Source organism: Micromonospora sp. NPDC050187, from assembly GCF_044459745.1.
Classification (GTDB): Bacteria; Actinomycetota; Actinomycetes; order Mycobacteriales; family Micromonosporaceae; genus Micromonospora.
Genome location: NZ_JBITJH010000002.1, coordinates 281,411 through 295,699 on the forward strand (window position 1 = coordinate 281,411; position 14,289 = coordinate 295,699).

Below are 14,289 nucleotides of genomic sequence, written 5' to 3' on the forward strand. Positions count from 1 at the left end.
CGGTGCGGATGGTTGACTCAAGATCAATGCGAAAGCCGGGACGTTTGGCCGTCAGGAGGCGAGAGCGTGAGCCAGGATGACCGACCGGACGTCGAGTTGCCCGCCGGGGCGGGACGAACGGCCCGCCCGCTCGACGAGGTGGACCGGCAGATCGTCGCTGAGCTGGTCGGCGACGGCCGGATGTCGATCCGGACGCTCGCCGAGCGGGTGCACGTGTCGCGCACCAACGCCTACGCCCGAGTCGAGCGGTTGCTGCGGGACGGGGTGATCACCGGATTCGCCGCCCAGGTCGCCCCGGAGCAGGCCGGGCTGGGCACCTCCGCGTACGTGGCGTTGACGATCGAGCAGAACACCTGGCGGGAGGTGTCGGCGGAGCTGGCCCGGGTGCGCTACATCGTGCACGCGGCGCTGCTCGGGGGTGACCACGACGTACTGGCGCTGGTCCGCGCGCCGGACAACGCGACGCTGCGGGACGTGGTGCTGGGGCAGGTGCAGAGCATCCCGGGGGTGAAGTCCACCCGCACCTGGCTGGTCTTCGAGGAGTTCGACGGCACCCACAGCCCGTGGGCCTGAATCGTGTCGCACCCGGTCCCTATCCTGACCGGATGGAGCTGGAGTTCAGCGGCGAGGTGCGGTACTGGCGGGGCCCGGCGCCCTACCACTTCGTCGGAGTGCCGGCGGAGGAGAGCGCCACCCTGAAGGCCGCCTCGGCGGCGGTGACCTACGGCTGGGGGATGATCCCGGTGGCCGCGCGGGTCGGCGCCACCCGGTGGACGACCTCGCTGTTCCCGAAGGACGGCCGGTACCTCGTACCGCTGCGGGACGCGGTGCGCCGCGCGGAGGGGATCGAGCCGGGCGAGGTGGTGACCGTGCGCCTCACCGTCGGCGGCTGACCCGACGCGTGGCGGGGGGGGGGGGGGGGGGGGCCCCCCCCGCCCCCCCCCGCCCGCCCCGCGACTACCCGTTCTCCTGCTGCAACCGCTGCATGAGCATCTGCTTGCCCTGTTCGCCCGCCTTGCGGTTGTTCTCCTGGATCTTGCGGAACCAGGAGGCCAGTTCCTTGTCGCCCCGCTCCTCGGCGTCGGAGATGTAGGTCTCCATCCGCCAGATGTGTTCGAGCGAGAGCTGGAGCGCGTGGATCAGGTCGTAGTTCTTGTCCTTTACCGGGCTCATCGGTTCCCTGACCATGGTCGCCACGGTGCACCTCCCCTGGTTCGCCGCTGTCGGTCCGCCCGCGCTTACCCGTCGATCCCCCGTTCACGCGTGCCACCCGCCCACCGCCGCCGGCCACCCTGGGCCGCCCCGTGCCGGCCACGGACACCGCCCGGTTACCGGAGCCGGGCCGCCGGGTACGGATGGGCGCATGGCGGAGCTGGAACGGCTGTGGATCATCAGGCACGCAGAGAGCACCGGGAACGTCGCGGCGGCGCGGGCCGAGGCGTCCGGGGTCGACCTGGTCGACGTCGCCGAACGGGACGCGGACGTACCGCTGTCGACCACCGGGCGGGAGCAGGCCGAGGCCACCGGGCGTTGGCTGGCCGCCCGGCCCGACGGTGAGCGTCCCGACGTCGTGGTGGTCTCGCCGTACCGGCGGGCCGCGCAGACCGCCGAGCTGGCCCTGGCCGGCCTAGACGTGCCGGTGCACCGGGACGAGCGGCTGCGCGACCGGGAGTTGGGCGTGCTCGACCTGCTCACCTCGCACGGGGTCGCCAGCCGGTTCCCCGAGGAGGCGGAGCGTCGGGCCCGGCTGGGCAAGTTCTACTACCGTCCGCCCGGTGGCGAGTCCTGGGCCGACGTGGCGCTGCGGCTGCGCGCCCTCCTCGGCGACCTGCGCCGCGACCACGCCGACCGGCGGGTCGCCCTCTTCGGCCACGAGGCGCTGGTGTTCCTGCTCCGCTACCTGCTGGAGCCGATCTCCGAGCCGGAACTGGTCGAGCTGACCCGACGGCACCGGCTGGGCAACTGCTCGGTCACCGGGTGGCGGCGCGGCCCGGACGGGGGCCTCGACCTGACCGTCTTCAACGACGTCACGCACCTGCGGGAGCAGGGCACCGAACCGACCCGGGAGGAGGGCGTCGATGCCGAACCGGTCTGAGCCGAAGGTGATCACGCCGGCGCTGCTGCGGAACTGGGCACTCCCCGTGCCGACCGGCGGCAAGGAGACCCGGGGCACAGTGCTGGTGGTCGGCGGCTCCCGGGTGACCCCCGGGGCGGTGCTGCTGGCCGGGGTGGCGGCCCTGCGGGCCGGAGCCGGGGTGCTGCAACTGGCCGCCGCCGAGTCCACCGCGGCGGCACTGAGCATCCAGGTGCCGGAGGCACTGGTGGTGGGACTGCCGGAGACCCGCGACGGCGCGGTCGCCGGAGCCCGCGCGCAGCGGCTGGACGAGCTGGTCTCCGAGGCCGACGTGGTCGCCGTGGGCCCCGGACTGCACGACATCGACGAGACCCGGGCCGTGCTGCACCGGGTGCTCGACGCGGCCGGACCCCGGACGGCCCTGGTGCTCGACGCGTACGCCCTGGGCGCGCTCAGCCATGAACCGGACCTGCTCACCGAGACGGACCGGACCGCGGTGCTCACCCCGAACCTCACCGAGGCCCGTCACCTGCTCGGCCGCGACCCCGGCGACGACCTCGACGCCGAGGCCGCCGACCTGGCCGAACGCTACCGGGCGGTGGTGTCGCTCTACGGGCACATCGCCAGCCCGGACGGCCGGCGGTGGCGGGAGGAGAGCGGCGACGCCGGTCTGGGCACCTCCGGCAGTGGGGACGTCCGCGCGGGCCTGCTGGCCGGACTGCTGTCCCGGGGCGCCGACCCGGAACAGGCCGCCTGCTGGGCGGCGTTCGCGCACGCGGTCAGTGGACAGCGGTTGATCCCCCGCTACGGCCGGATCGGTTTCCTGGCCCGGGAACTGCTCGACGAGATCCCCCAGGTGTTGGCCACCGTCTGACAGGTCGCGTCTGACCGAACGGATGTGTGTAACGCCACACCCGCTCCCTACGCTGGTCAACCGAGGGCGGGCACCCCGCCCGCCCCCGCCGGACGCGTCTGGAAACGGATCCGCGACCGGCGGGAACAGCCCCCTGGGAGTGTGTGTGAAGTTCATCCGTCGCAAGACACTTGCCGCGGCCTCGACCGTGGCGCTCGGTGTCGGCCTCGCCGTCACCGGTGGGCTGGCTCCGGCGTCCGCGGCCGGTCCCGAGACGACGTTCCTGGTGCTCGCGCCGCAGGGCGCGTCGACGGACCGGGCGGTGGCCCGCGCGAAGGCCGCGCAGGGCACCGTGGTCGCCACGTACGACCAGATCGGCGTGTTGGTGGTCCGCTCGACCAACCCCGACTTCGCCCGGCAGGTCGCCGGCGCCGGGGTCGACTCGGTCGCCTCCACCGCCGGACTGGGCACCGCGCTGGACGAGGGCGAGACGGTGGAGCTGACCGGTCTCACCGCGACTGGTGCGGACCCGACCGGCGAGCCGCTCTTCGGCCAGCAGTGGGACATGCCGATGATCAACGTGCCGCAGGCGCACGCGGTCACCACCGGCAGCCCGAACGTCGTGGTCGGGGTGCTGGACAGCGGCATCTCCAGCAGCCACCCGGACCTGGCCAGCCAGATCGCCAAGGACAAGAGCGCCAGCTGCATCGGCGGCGTCCCGGACACCACCGAGGCGTCCTGGAACCCGACCACCTCCGACCACGGCACGCACGTGGCCGGGACCATCGCCGCCGCGATCAACGGCGTGGGGGTCACCGGTGTCGCCCCGGGCGTCAAGGTGGCGGCCGTCAAGGTCGTCAACGACGACGGCTACATCTTCCCCGAGGCGGCGGTCTGCGGTTTCCTCTGGGCCGCCGAGCACGGCATGCAGCTGACCAACAACAGCTACTACATCGACCCGTGGGAGCTGAACTGCCGCAACGACGCCCGGCAGCGGCCGGTGTGGCAGGCCGTGCAGCGGGCCATCCGGTACTCGCAGGGCAAGGGCGTGCTGCACGTGGCGTCCGCCGGCAACTCCAACTACGACCTGGCGCACAAGAACGTCGACACGGGCAGCCCGAACAACGGCACGCCCGAGGTGCGTGAGGTCAACAGCGCCTGCCTCGTTCTGCCGGGCGAGGCACCGGGCGTGGTGACCGTCTCGGCGGTCGGCCCGACCGGGGCGAAGAGCTACTACAGCTCGTACGGGCAGGGTGTGGTCGACGTGACCGCCCCCGGTGGCGACACCCGCTTCCGCACCGAGGGGGCCCGTTCCACCACCTCCGACGCGATCCTGTCCACCACGTTCAACGTGGTGACCCGGACCAACGGCTGGGGTTACAAGCAGGGCACCTCGATGTCGGGCCCGCACGCGACCGGCGTGGCCGCCCTGGCCGCCTCGGCCCACCCGGGGATGAACCCGGGTCAGCTCGCGGCGTTCCTGGAGCGCACCGCCGACCCGGTGTCCTGCCCGGCCGGGGTGTACAACCCCGTGCCGTTGCTGGGTGACGCCTACGACGCCACCTGCTCCGGCGGGGCGCGCAACGGCTTCTACGGCGCGGGCATGGTCGACGCCCACGAGGCCGTCCGGTAACCACGGGGCGGCAGCACGGTGAGGGCCCGGCGCGGGGACGCGCCGGGCCCTCACCCGTCCGGGTGAGGTCTGTTTTGCCCGGCCCGACCGGGGGTAGCAGGGCGATCACCAGCCCACCCGAGGAGGTCAACGGTGTCCACCGATGCGATCGTGCTGCTCAAAGAGGACCACAAGGAGATGCGCCGGCTGTTCCGGGAGTTCCAGGACGCCCAGGACGGGCCGCCGAAGCGGCGGCAGGAACTGGTGGGCCGGATCCTGGAGGCGCTGACCGTGCACACCTACCTCGAGAACGAGGTGATGTACCCCGAGGTCCGCCGGCTCCTGCCCGACCTGGAGGACGACATCCTCGAGTCGTACGAGGAACACCACGTCGCCGACGTGCTGTGCGCCGAGTTGGCCACCATGGACGCCGACGACGAACGCTTCGTCGCCAAGACCACGGTGCTGATCGAGAACGTGACGCACCACGTCGAGGAGGAGGAGCAGGAGTGGTTCCCCAAGGTGCGCGAGGCGCTCGGCCGCAAGCAGTTGCAGGAGATCGGTGAACGGATGCTCGCGCTGCGCCCGGACGCGCCGCGTACCCCGACCGCGCCGAAGGCGCTGAAGAAGGCGCTCGACGCGGTGACCGCCTGAGCCCGACCACCGGGCACGACGGTCGCCCGGACCCGGCTACCGGAGTGGCTGGATCGCCGGCCACTCCGGTAGGTCACCGGGCGGAACGGGGAGGATCTGCCGCAGTCGCGGACCGTTCGGGCGGGGTTTCCACTCGCGCGGGTAGCCGAGGGAGACCTCCTCGAACCGCACCCCGTCGTGCACGCTGGTGCGCGGGATGTGCAGGTGGCCGTAGACCACCACGGCGGCCCGGTAGCGCAGGTGCCAGTCGGCGGTCGCGGTCGTGCCGCACCACTGGGCGAAGATCGGAAAGCGCAGGATCCGGGTCGGCTCCCGCACCAGGGGATAGTGGTTGACCAGCACGGTCGGCATCTCGTCGAGCGCGTCGAGGCGGGCCTGGGTCTGCGCCAGCCGCGCCGCGCACCACGCCTGCCGGCTCGGGTACGGGTCGGGGTGCAGCAGGTACTCGTCGGTGCAGACGATCCCCGTGCGGTGCGCCTCGGCCAGCGCCGCTTCCCGGTCCATGCCGTCGGGGAGGAAGGTGTAGTCGTAGCCGAGGAAGAGCGGCACGATCCGGACCGGCCCGTCCGGGCCGCGCCAGACCTCGTACGGGTCCTCCGGGGTGACCACCTCGAGCCGGCGGCACAGGTCGACCACGTGCCGGTAGCGTTCCTCGCCCCGCAGCGTCACCGGATCGGTGGCCGGGGTCCACAGCTCGTGGTTGCCGGGCACCCAGATCACCTTCGCGAAACGCTCACGCAGCTGACCGAGCGTCCGCTCGATGTGCGACACCGTCTCGCCGACGTCCCCGGCGACGAGCAGCCAGTCCTCCGGCGACTCCGGTCGCAGTTCGTCGACGATCCGGCGGTTGTCCGCGTATCCGACGTGCAGATCACTGATCGCGACCAGGCTGCCGCCGCCCTCCCCCACCATGACCACGATCTTACGGACACCTCCGTGGGGCCAGCGTCCCCGCGCACGCGCCCTGGCGGGGGCGCGCTCGCGCCCCGCTCCAGCCCCGGCGGAGGCGCGCCCGAGGCCGGCCGCCGCGACCCGGTAGGATCGCCGGTGGGCCGTGACTGGCGCGTGGGGATGGAGCACCATCGGGAAGCGGCCCCGTCATGAGGACGCACGCCGAGCGCCTGGGCCTTCCGCACCGTACTGGAGGTCGCATGCCGTCGTCGCCGAACGCCGAGTCCACCGCTTTCCGCAGCGCCCTTGAGGTGATCCGCGCCGTCGAGCCCCGGGTGGCCGACGCGATCGGCGCCGAGCTGGCCGACCAGCGGGAGTCACTCAAGCTGATCGCCAGTGAGAACTACGCCTCCCCGGCCACCCTGCTGGCGATGGGCAACTGGTTCAGTGACAAGTACGCCGAGGGCACCGTGGGCCGGCGCTTCTACGCCGGCTGCCAGAACGTCGACACGGTCGAGGCGCTCGCCGCCGAGCACGCCCGGGAGCTGTTCGGGGCCGAACACGCGTACGTGCAGCCGCACTCGGGCATCGACGCCAACCTGGTCGCCTTCTGGGCGGTGCTGGCCGACCGGGTGGAGGCTCCGGCGCTGAAGCGGGCGCAGGCCCGGCACGTCAACGACCTGACCGAGGCCGACTGGTTCGCGCTCCGCCGCGAGCTGGGCAACCAGCGGATGCTCGGCATGTCGCTGGACGCCGGTGGACACCTCACCCACGGGTTCCGGCCGAACATCTCCGGCAAGATGTTCGACCAGCGCAGCTACGGCACCGACCCGGCGACCGGGCTGATCGACTACGACAAGGTCGCCGAGGCGGCCCGGGAGTTCAAGCCGCTGATCCTGGTCGGCGGCTACTCCGCGTACCCCCGGAAGGTCAACTTCCGGATCCTGCGGGAGATCGCCGACGAGGTGGGCGCCACCTTCATGGTGGACATGGCACACTTCGCCGGGCTGGTCGCCGGCAAGGTCTTCACCGGCGACTTCGACCCGGTGCCGCACGCACACATCGTCACCACCACCACCCACAAGTCGCTGCGCGGGCCGCGTGGCGGCATGGTGCTCTGCGGCCCGGAGCTGGCCGAGCAGGTGGACCGGGGCTGCCCGATGGTGCTCGGCGGTCCGTTGCCGCACGTGATGGCCGCCAAGGCGGTCGCCCTGGCCGAGGCCCGCCGGCCGGACTTCGCCGACTACGCGCAGCGCATCGTCGCCAACGCCCACGCCCTCGCCGAGGGGCTGCTGCGGCGCGGCGCCACCCTGGTCACCGGGGGCACCGACAACCACCTGGTGCTCATCGACGTGACCGGCTACGGGCTGACCGGCCGGCAGGCCGAGCAGGCCCTGCTGGACTCCGGCATCGTGACCAACCGCAACGCCGTCCCGCAGGACCCGAACGGGGCGTGGTACACCTCCGGCATCCGGATCGGCACCCCGGCGCTGACCACGCGGGGCCTCGGGACCGACCAGATGGACGAGACCGCCGAGCTGATCCACACGGTGCTCAGCCAGACCCGGCCGGGGGCGAACGCCGACGGCACCGGGTCGAAGGCGAAGTACATCCTCGACCCGACGGTGTCCGAGCGGATCGCCAAGCAGGCCAGCGACCTGGTCGCCGGTTTCCCGCTCTACCCGACCGTCGACCTGGGCTGACGACCGGCTGTCGGGGTGGCGCCGGGGCACGGCGTCACCCCGACCGGGGTCAGATCGGCATCGGCCGCTTGAGGTGGTAGCGGTGCACCTCGGTGCTGCCCTGGACGTTGTTGACGTCCTCGGCCGCGGAGACCAGCTCCCACCCCTCCCGGCCCACCCGGTTCAGGTGGGCGATGGCGGTGTCGCCGTAGGGGGTGACGTCCCGGCGTGAGCCGTCCGGGCCGTACCAGGTGAACGTGACCTCGAAACTGCGTCCCTGCCCTTGGTAGCGGCGGACCAGTAGTGCGTACTCCCAGGCGACCATCGTTCCATTATCGCCGTCCACACCGGAGCGTGTCGTGGCGAGTCGGAGCGTGTCGCGGCGGACGCGTCAGGTGACCGACACACCGCGCCGGTCGAGTTCGTCGGCGAGCAGCGCGGCCAACCGGTCCAGGCCGAGGTCGATCTGCTCACCGGTGACCGCACTGATCGACAGCCGCAGGGCCTCGACCGCGGCGGTGTCGTCGTAGAAGTGGGCCATCGGCGTCCAGAGCACGCCGTACTCCTGCGCCGAGCGGGCCAGCAGCGCGTCGTCGACCGGGAACGGCACGGTCAGCACCGCGAAGAAGCCGCCGGCCGGGACGTTCCAGCGCACCGGGGACGGCGGTGGGAACCGCCGGGCCAGGCCGGCCACCAGGTGCCGCAGGTTGCCGGCGTAGACCGCCCGTTCCCGCTCGTTTGCCCGGGCCAGGCTGCACCCGTTTTCCAGCAGCCGGCCACCGACCACGGCCTGGGCGATCGGCGAGGTGTTCACGGTGATCATGCTCTTGATCTTGGCGAGCTGGTCGGCGAGCAGCCCGACCGTCCCGTCCGCGCCCCGCACCCGCTGGTCGGCCAGGACGTAGCCGACCCGCGCGCCGGGCAGCACGGTCTTGGCGAACGAACCGAGGTAGACCACCCGCCGCCGCTCGTCGAGCGCCTTGAGGGTGGGCAGCCGGTCCGTCCCGTCGGCCGGGAACAGACCGTACGGATTGTCCTCGATCAGCAGCAGGTCCTCCGCCTCGGCCAGGTCGAGCAGCCGGCGGCGGTCGGCGAGGCTGATGCTCACCCCGGACGGGTTGGCGAAGTCCGGCATCACGTAGCAGGCCCGGGGACGCTCCCCCGCGGCCCGGGCCTCGTCCAGCCGGTCCCGCAGGTCGGCCAGGTCGATGCCGTCCGGCCCGCCCCGCACCGGCCGGACCGGGAAGTCCAGCAGCCGGGCCGCGCCGGTCAGCCCGACGTAGGTGGGCGCGACCGCGAGCAGGACGTCCCGGGGGTCGGCGCGCAGCGCCCGCAGCACCAGGAACATCGCCTCCTGGCAGCCGACGGTCACCACGACCGCCTCCGGGTCGACGGTGACGCCCTCGTCCACGGCCAGGTTGCGGGCGATCAGTTCGTGCAGGATTCCCTTGGTGCGGCCGTACTGGAACAGGGTGCGCCGGACCCCGGCCTCGTCATGGCCGAGCTCGTCGGTCAGGTACCGGCGGAACCGGTCCAGATAGCGGGGCAACGCGTCGGCGTCGAAGAACTCCTCGTAGGGCCGCCCGGCGGCCAGGCTGACCGCGTCCGGGTACCGCTGGGCCACCTCGTTGAGGAAGTTCATCGAGTTCAGCGCGGGATCGTCGACCGCCGGGTGCAGTGCGGCGACGTCGATCTCCACCGGTTCGCTCATCGATCTCCTCCGGTCAGCACGCGCAGCTCACGGGCCTCGGCCGGATCGGCGCAGCCGGCCAGGGCCAACGCGTCGCGCAGCTCCTCGGCCAGCATCGACAGGGCGCGTTCCGCGCCGGAGCGCCCGCCCGCCGCCAGCGCCCAGAGCATCGGCCGGCCGACCAGCACGCCGCTCGCGCCGAGCGCCAGGGCGCGCAGCACGTCGGTGCCGCCGCGTACGCCGCTGTCCAGCAGCACCTCGCCACGGCCGTCGACCGCCGCTAGCACCTCGGGCAGCATGGTGACGGCGGCTGGCGCGCCGTCGAGCTGCCGGCCGCCGTGGTTGGAGACCACCACCGCGTCCGCGCCGACGGAGGTGGCGAGGGCGGCGTCACGGGGGTCGAGGATGCCCTTCACCAGCAACGGCAGCCGGGTCTCCGACCGCAGCCACTCCAGGTCCGACCAGGTCAGGGCGGGGGCGAACACCGCTTCGGTGTGCGCCGCCACCGCCGACACGCCGGGGGTGCCCTGGTGGGCGAGGTCGTTCCGGCCGCCGGGCAGGTTCGCGGCCACCACCTCGGCGGGCAGGCGGAACGCGTTGCGCAGGTCGCGCAGGCGGCGGCCGAGCACCGGCACGTCCACGGTCACCATCAGCGCCGTGCAGCCCGCCTCCTCGGCGCGGGCCAGCAGGTCGACGACCAGGCCCCGGTTCCGCAGCCAGTACAGCTGGAACCAGACGTCCGCGCCGGTCGCGGCGACCTCCTCGATCGGACAACTACCGAGGGTGCTGGCCACGTAGGGCACGCCGGCCGTCCGGGCCGCCGTGGCCAGGGCCAGCTCCCCGTCGGGGTGCACCAGCTTCTGGTACGCCATCGGCGCCACCGCCACCGGCAGCGCCGCCGGCCGACCGGCGAGCACGGCGTCCAGCCGTGGGGCTCCCGACCCGCGCAGCACCCGGGGCAGCACGGCGACCCGGTCCAGGGCCGCCCGGTTGGCGGCGAGGGTGGTCTCCGCGCCGCTGCCGCCGGAGACGAAGTCCCACACGTCGGCGGGCAGGACGGCGCGGGCCGCCGCGGCGAAGTCGGCCAGGCAGACCGGCGGCTGGTGGCCGACGGGGCGTCCGACGGTGCCCTCGGGCCCGGTCGACGGACCGGTGGGGGGCGCGACGCTCTCAGCCATCAGCCCGCCTCGCGCCCACCGGCCGCCGGTCCGGGCGGGCGGCGTCCGCCCCGGCCGCCGGGGCGTGCAGGCGCCCCCGCAGCCAGCCGGCCGCCCGGTCGAGTGCGTGCCGACCCCCGTCGAGGACGCCGGACATGGCGAAGAACCCGTGGATCATGCCGGCGTAGCGGGCCAGCTCGGTCGGCACAGCGGCCTCGCGGAGGCGTTCGGCGTACCGCTCCCCCTCGTCGCGCAGCGGGTCGTACTCGGCGGTGATCACCAGTGCCGGGGGCAGGCCACCGAGGTCCTCGGCGAGCAGCGGCGAGGCGAGCGGGTTCCGCCCGTCCGCCGGGTCGGCCAGGTAGTGCCCCCAGTACCAGTCGACCGACGTCCGGTTGAACAGGTACGGGTCCTCGGACTCACGCATCGAGTCGGTCTCGCCACGGTGCAGGGTGTTCGGGTAGACCAGCAGCTGCCCGGCGAGCGTCGGTACGCCGTCGCGGCGGGCGAGCAGGGTGACCGCCGCGGCGAGGTTCCCGCCGGCGCTGTCCCCGCCGACCGCCAGCCGGGCCGGATCGACACCCAGTTCGTCGGCGTGCGCGGCGATCCAGGAGGTGGCGGCGTGACAGTCCAGCACCGCGGCCGGGAACCTGTTCTCCGGGGCGAGCCGGTAGCCGACGGTGATCACCTGGCAGGGAACGGCGTTGGCCAGTCGACGGCAGATGCCGTCGGCGGTGTCGATGCTGCCGAGGGTCCAGCCGCCGCCGAAGAAGTAGACCAGGGTGGGCAGCGGCCCGTCGCCGGCCGGACGATAGATCCGGATCGGCAGGTCCCCGTCCGGGCCGGGGACGGTCCGGTCGCGTACCTCGTGCACCGCCTCGGCGTCACCGCCGCCGGCCCGGATCGCGGCCAGGTCGGCGGCGCGGGCCTCGGCGAGGGTCTGGGTGTAGAGCTGGGGCGTACCGGCCGCCGCCCGGCGGGCGCGGTACGCCAGGACCTGCGGGTCCAGTGGCATGTCGGTCTCCTAACCGCCGGTGGTGACGAGCAGCTTGTCGATGCCGCGCAGGAAGAGGCTGCCGCTGTAGGTCGGCTCCTCGGCGACGGCCATCCGGGGAAAGCGGGCGAGCAGCCGGGGCAGCGCGAGCCGCCCCTCCAGCCGGGAGACGGCGGCACCGAGACAGAAGTGCAGGCCGAGGCCGAAGGCGAGCGACGCCGGCCCGGTCCGGCGGGGGTCGAAGCGGTCCGGGTCACCGAAACGCTCCGGGTCCCGATTCGCCCCGGCGAGCAGCAGCAGCACGTTCTCGTCCCGGGCGACCGGGACGCCGTCCAGGTCGAGGTCGCGGGGCGCGGCGCGGGCCAGGAAGTGCACCGGGTTCTGCAGCCGCAGGATCTCGTCGACGCACCCGGCCGCCAGGGCGTCGTCACCGGGCAGCGCGGCGACCGTGTCAGGGTGGTCCAGCAGGATCGGCAGTCCGTTGCTGAGCATGTAGACCGTGGTGACGAAGCTGGCGTTGAACAGGACGATCAGGTTGCTGATCAGCTCGTCCTCGGTGAGCCCGACGTCACCGGCGTCGACCGCCTCGACCAGGCCGCTGATCAGGTCCTCGGCCGGGGTGGCCCGCCGGTGGGCGATCAGCTCGCGGTAGAACTCGCGCAGCTCGGCGGCGGCGGTGTTCGCGGCGGCCAGCCGTTCCGGGGTCTTGCCGGCCACGTCGAGGAACGCGTCGATCGACTCCACCCGGTCCCGGTACCAGGCCAGGTCCCGCGCCGGGATGCCGATGAACTCCGCCATCACCAGGGCGGGCACCGGGTGGGCGAAGTCGGCGACGAAGTCCACCTCCGTGCCGCCCGCCCCGGCCTCGGCCATCCGGTCCAGGAGCGTGTCGACGACCCGCACCACCACCGGTTCCAGCGCGCCCAGGCGACGCGGGGTGAACGTCTTCGCGAAGACCTGCCGCATCCGGGTGTGGTCCGGCGGGTTGACGAACATCATCGAGGTCTGGAGCGTCCGCAGCACCTCGTGGTCCCGCCAGTTCGGTGGCGGCTGCTTGGAGAACTCCGGGTCGCGCAGGACCCGGGCGACCGCGTCGTAGCCGACCGCGACGGCGGTCACCGAGCGGTGTTCGCCCCGGTCCGGCACGGCGGCCACCGGCCCCAACCGGTGCAGGGCGGCGTAGTACGGGTACGGGTCCTGGCGGCCCTGTTCGCTGTAGAGGCCGGTCAGGATGGTGTGGACGTCCACGTGTGGTGCTTCCTCCCCAGGAATGACGGCAGAAAGCGGCGGGGGATCACCCCGCCGCTTCCGACGTGCTGTTACAGGTCGAGCAGCCGCAGGTTCACGGCCTCGGCCATCGCCTTGTTGCCCAGGTCGTTCGGGTGGATGTGGTCCCCCGAGTCGTACGCGGGCAGCAGCCGGCTCGGCTGTGCCGGGTCACGGAGCACCTGGTCGAAGTCGAGCACCCCGTCGAACTCGGTGCTGCCGCGCAGGTACGCGTTGACCGCCTGCCGGGTCGCCTCCTTCTCCGGCGTCCAGACGCCCACGGCGCCGTGCCCCTCGTACGGGGTCAGCGTCGCGACCAGGCTGGTCAACCCACGCTGCTTCACCTGCTGGTTGATCTGCCGCAGGCTGGCGATGATGCTGTCGGCGGAGTCACCCGACATCCAGATGTCGTTGATGCCCAGGTGGGTGACGACGGTCCGCACGCCGGTCTGGGCGAAGACGTCCTCGTTGAGTCGGGCCACGGCGTTCGGGCCCAGCTCGTGGTAGCCGGGGAAGCCGCCGGCACCGGGCTCGGTGCCCTCGTGGTTGAGCCGGTTGCCGGCGAGGCTGGCGTTGAGCACGCCCGGCGTACGGACCTCGGAGCGGGTGTCGATCAGCCGGTCGGCGAGGAAGTCCGGCCAGCGCTTGTTGGCGTTGACCGTACTCGCGTTGCCGTCGCCGATCGAATCGCCGAGGACCACCACCGCGCCCGGGCTCTTGCGCCGCTCGACGTCGACGCCGGAGAGGAAGAACCAGCAGCAGTCCGGGCGGATGGTGAAGCCGGTGCCGCCGGCCGCGCCGGTCAGGTCGGTGGCACCGATGTACGTGGTCTGCCGCGACTGGCCGTGGAAGGTGACCGGTCCGGTCGAGGTCGGGAAGTGCAGGGTCACCACCAGGTCCTGCTGCTCGCCGACGCGCAGGGCGACCGGGTCGCTGAGCAGTTCCCCGCCACGGTTCATGGTGGCGGTGGTCGAGCCGCCGAAGGTCAGCTCGCGCAGGGTTCCGGTGTCGATGTCCGACAGGTCGTCCGGGGTGCTGGTGTTCGGCTTGGCGACAGTGGCCCGCCCGAGCTTGACAGCCTGCTCGCCGAAGATGTTGCTGAGTCGGATGCGCAGCCGGTCACCACCGACGGTGGTGTGCACGACCATCCGGACGCTCTGGTTGTTCAGCCCGGTGTTGGTCAGTCCGACCGAGTTGCCCCGGGTGACCGCGGCGGCCCAGGTGCCCGCCCACACGTCGCGCGATCGGTCGTTGCGGTTGACCTCGGCCGACGGGCCGGCACTGGCCACGACGGCGGGTGTGCCCGTGACCAGCAGCGCCGTGGCCGCAGCCACGACGTGCCATCTTTTCGGGGTCGACATTGAACCTCCATTATCGGCAGCCCGGGGCCGTCCGCTGGTCGGCGACGCCCGGACG

General features: G+C 72.9%; 15 protein-coding genes and 1 riboswitch. Of the genes, 7 read left to right on the forward strand and 8 right to left on the reverse strand.

Going from position 1 to position 14,289, the window contains the following annotated elements:
• Positions 1–96: 96 nt before the first annotated feature.
• Together ACIBJE_RS04470 and ACIBJE_RS04475 are read left to right on the forward strand one after the other, a co-directional pair.
• Positions 97–573, forward strand: a complete 477-nt coding sequence (locus tag ACIBJE_RS04470) for an Lrp/AsnC family transcriptional regulator (protein ID WP_396743495.1) — start codon at positions 97–99, stop codon at positions 571–573.
• A 32-nt stretch (positions 574–605) separates the two neighbouring features.
• Complete coding sequence (locus tag ACIBJE_RS04475) at positions 606–893, forward strand: DUF1905 domain-containing protein (RefSeq protein WP_396742692.1); 288 nt, start codon at positions 606–608, stop codon at positions 891–893.
• 64 nt (positions 894–957) lie between these two features.
• Here ACIBJE_RS04475 and ACIBJE_RS04480 read toward each other — a convergent pair whose 3' ends face one another.
• Positions 958–1,188 carry a hypothetical protein gene (locus tag ACIBJE_RS04480; protein ID WP_396742694.1) on the reverse strand — a complete coding sequence of 77 codons (231 nt, stop codon included), beginning with the start codon at positions 1,186–1,188 and terminating at the stop codon, positions 958–960.
• A 175-nt stretch (positions 1,189–1,363) separates the two neighbouring features.
• On the opposite strand from ACIBJE_RS04480, the gene ACIBJE_RS04485 reads away from it, so the two are divergent.
• From ACIBJE_RS04485 to ACIBJE_RS04500, 4 genes are all read left to right on the forward strand, one after another.
• A complete protein-coding gene (locus ACIBJE_RS04485) occupies positions 1,364–2,095 on the forward strand; it encodes a histidine phosphatase family protein (protein WP_396742697.1) in 732 nt (243 codons plus the stop codon).
• Positions 2,079–2,948, forward strand: coding sequence for an NAD(P)H-hydrate dehydratase (locus ACIBJE_RS04490; protein ID WP_396742700.1), 870 nt, complete (start codon positions 2,079–2,081; stop codon positions 2,946–2,948). Before ACIBJE_RS04485 ends, ACIBJE_RS04490 begins: the two co-directional genes overlap by 17 nt.
• A gap of 145 nt (positions 2,949–3,093) precedes the next feature.
• Complete coding sequence (locus ACIBJE_RS04495; RefSeq protein ID WP_396742703.1) at positions 3,094–4,560, forward strand: S8 family peptidase; 1,467 nt, start codon at positions 3,094–3,096, stop codon at positions 4,558–4,560.
• A 132-nt stretch (positions 4,561–4,692) separates the two neighbouring features.
• Positions 4,693–5,193, forward strand: a complete 501-nt coding sequence (locus ACIBJE_RS04500; protein ID WP_396742706.1) for a hemerythrin domain-containing protein — start codon at positions 4,693–4,695, stop codon at positions 5,191–5,193.
• A 36-nt stretch (positions 5,194–5,229) separates the two neighbouring features.
• On the opposite strand, the gene ACIBJE_RS04505 is transcribed toward ACIBJE_RS04500, so the two are convergent.
• A complete protein-coding gene (locus ACIBJE_RS04505; RefSeq protein ID WP_396742709.1) occupies positions 5,230–6,105 on the reverse strand; it encodes a metallophosphoesterase family protein in 876 nt (291 codons plus the stop codon).
• Between the two features lie 132 nt (positions 6,106–6,237).
• Positions 6,238–6,327, forward strand: a riboswitch (ZMP/ZTP riboswitch).
• Positions 6,328–6,344: 17 nt separating this feature from the next.
• On the opposite strand from ACIBJE_RS04505, the gene ACIBJE_RS04510 reads away from it, so the two are divergent.
• Positions 6,345–7,787: a glycine hydroxymethyltransferase gene (locus ACIBJE_RS04510; protein WP_396742712.1), complete on the forward strand. Its 1,443-nt coding sequence runs from the start codon at positions 6,345–6,347 to the stop codon at positions 7,785–7,787.
• Positions 7,788–7,836: 49 nt separating this feature from the next.
• On the opposite strand, the gene ACIBJE_RS04515 is transcribed toward ACIBJE_RS04510, so the two are convergent.
• The 6 genes from ACIBJE_RS04515 to ACIBJE_RS04540 all read right to left on the reverse strand — a co-directional run bounded on the left by ACIBJE_RS04515 (position 7,837) and on the right by ACIBJE_RS04540 (position 14,207).
• Positions 7,837–8,091, reverse strand: coding sequence for a hypothetical protein (locus ACIBJE_RS04515; protein WP_088984208.1), 255 nt, complete (start codon positions 8,089–8,091; stop codon positions 7,837–7,839).
• A 66-nt stretch (positions 8,092–8,157) separates the two neighbouring features.
• A complete protein-coding gene (locus tag ACIBJE_RS04520; RefSeq protein WP_396742715.1) occupies positions 8,158–9,477 on the reverse strand; it encodes a PLP-dependent aminotransferase family protein in 1,320 nt (439 codons plus the stop codon).
• On the reverse strand, positions 9,474–10,634 hold the full coding sequence (locus ACIBJE_RS04525) for an alpha-hydroxy acid oxidase (protein WP_396742718.1): 1,161 nt from the start codon (positions 10,632–10,634) through the stop codon (positions 9,474–9,476). The genes ACIBJE_RS04520 and ACIBJE_RS04525 overlap by 4 nt, the downstream gene beginning before the upstream one ends.
• Entirely contained in the window at positions 10,627–11,628 is a 1,002-nt protein-coding gene (locus ACIBJE_RS04530) for an alpha/beta hydrolase (protein ID WP_396742721.1), read from the reverse strand. Before ACIBJE_RS04530 ends, ACIBJE_RS04525 begins: the two co-directional genes overlap by 8 nt.
• 9 nt (positions 11,629–11,637) lie before the next feature.
• A complete protein-coding gene (locus ACIBJE_RS04535; RefSeq protein ID WP_396742724.1) occupies positions 11,638–12,855 on the reverse strand; it encodes a cytochrome P450 in 1,218 nt (405 codons plus the stop codon).
• A gap of 71 nt (positions 12,856–12,926) precedes the next feature.
• Positions 12,927–14,207: an SGNH/GDSL hydrolase family protein gene (locus ACIBJE_RS04540; RefSeq protein WP_396742727.1), complete on the reverse strand. Its 1,281-nt coding sequence runs from the start codon at positions 14,205–14,207 to the stop codon at positions 12,927–12,929.
• Between the last annotated feature and the right edge of the window lie 82 nt (positions 14,208–14,289).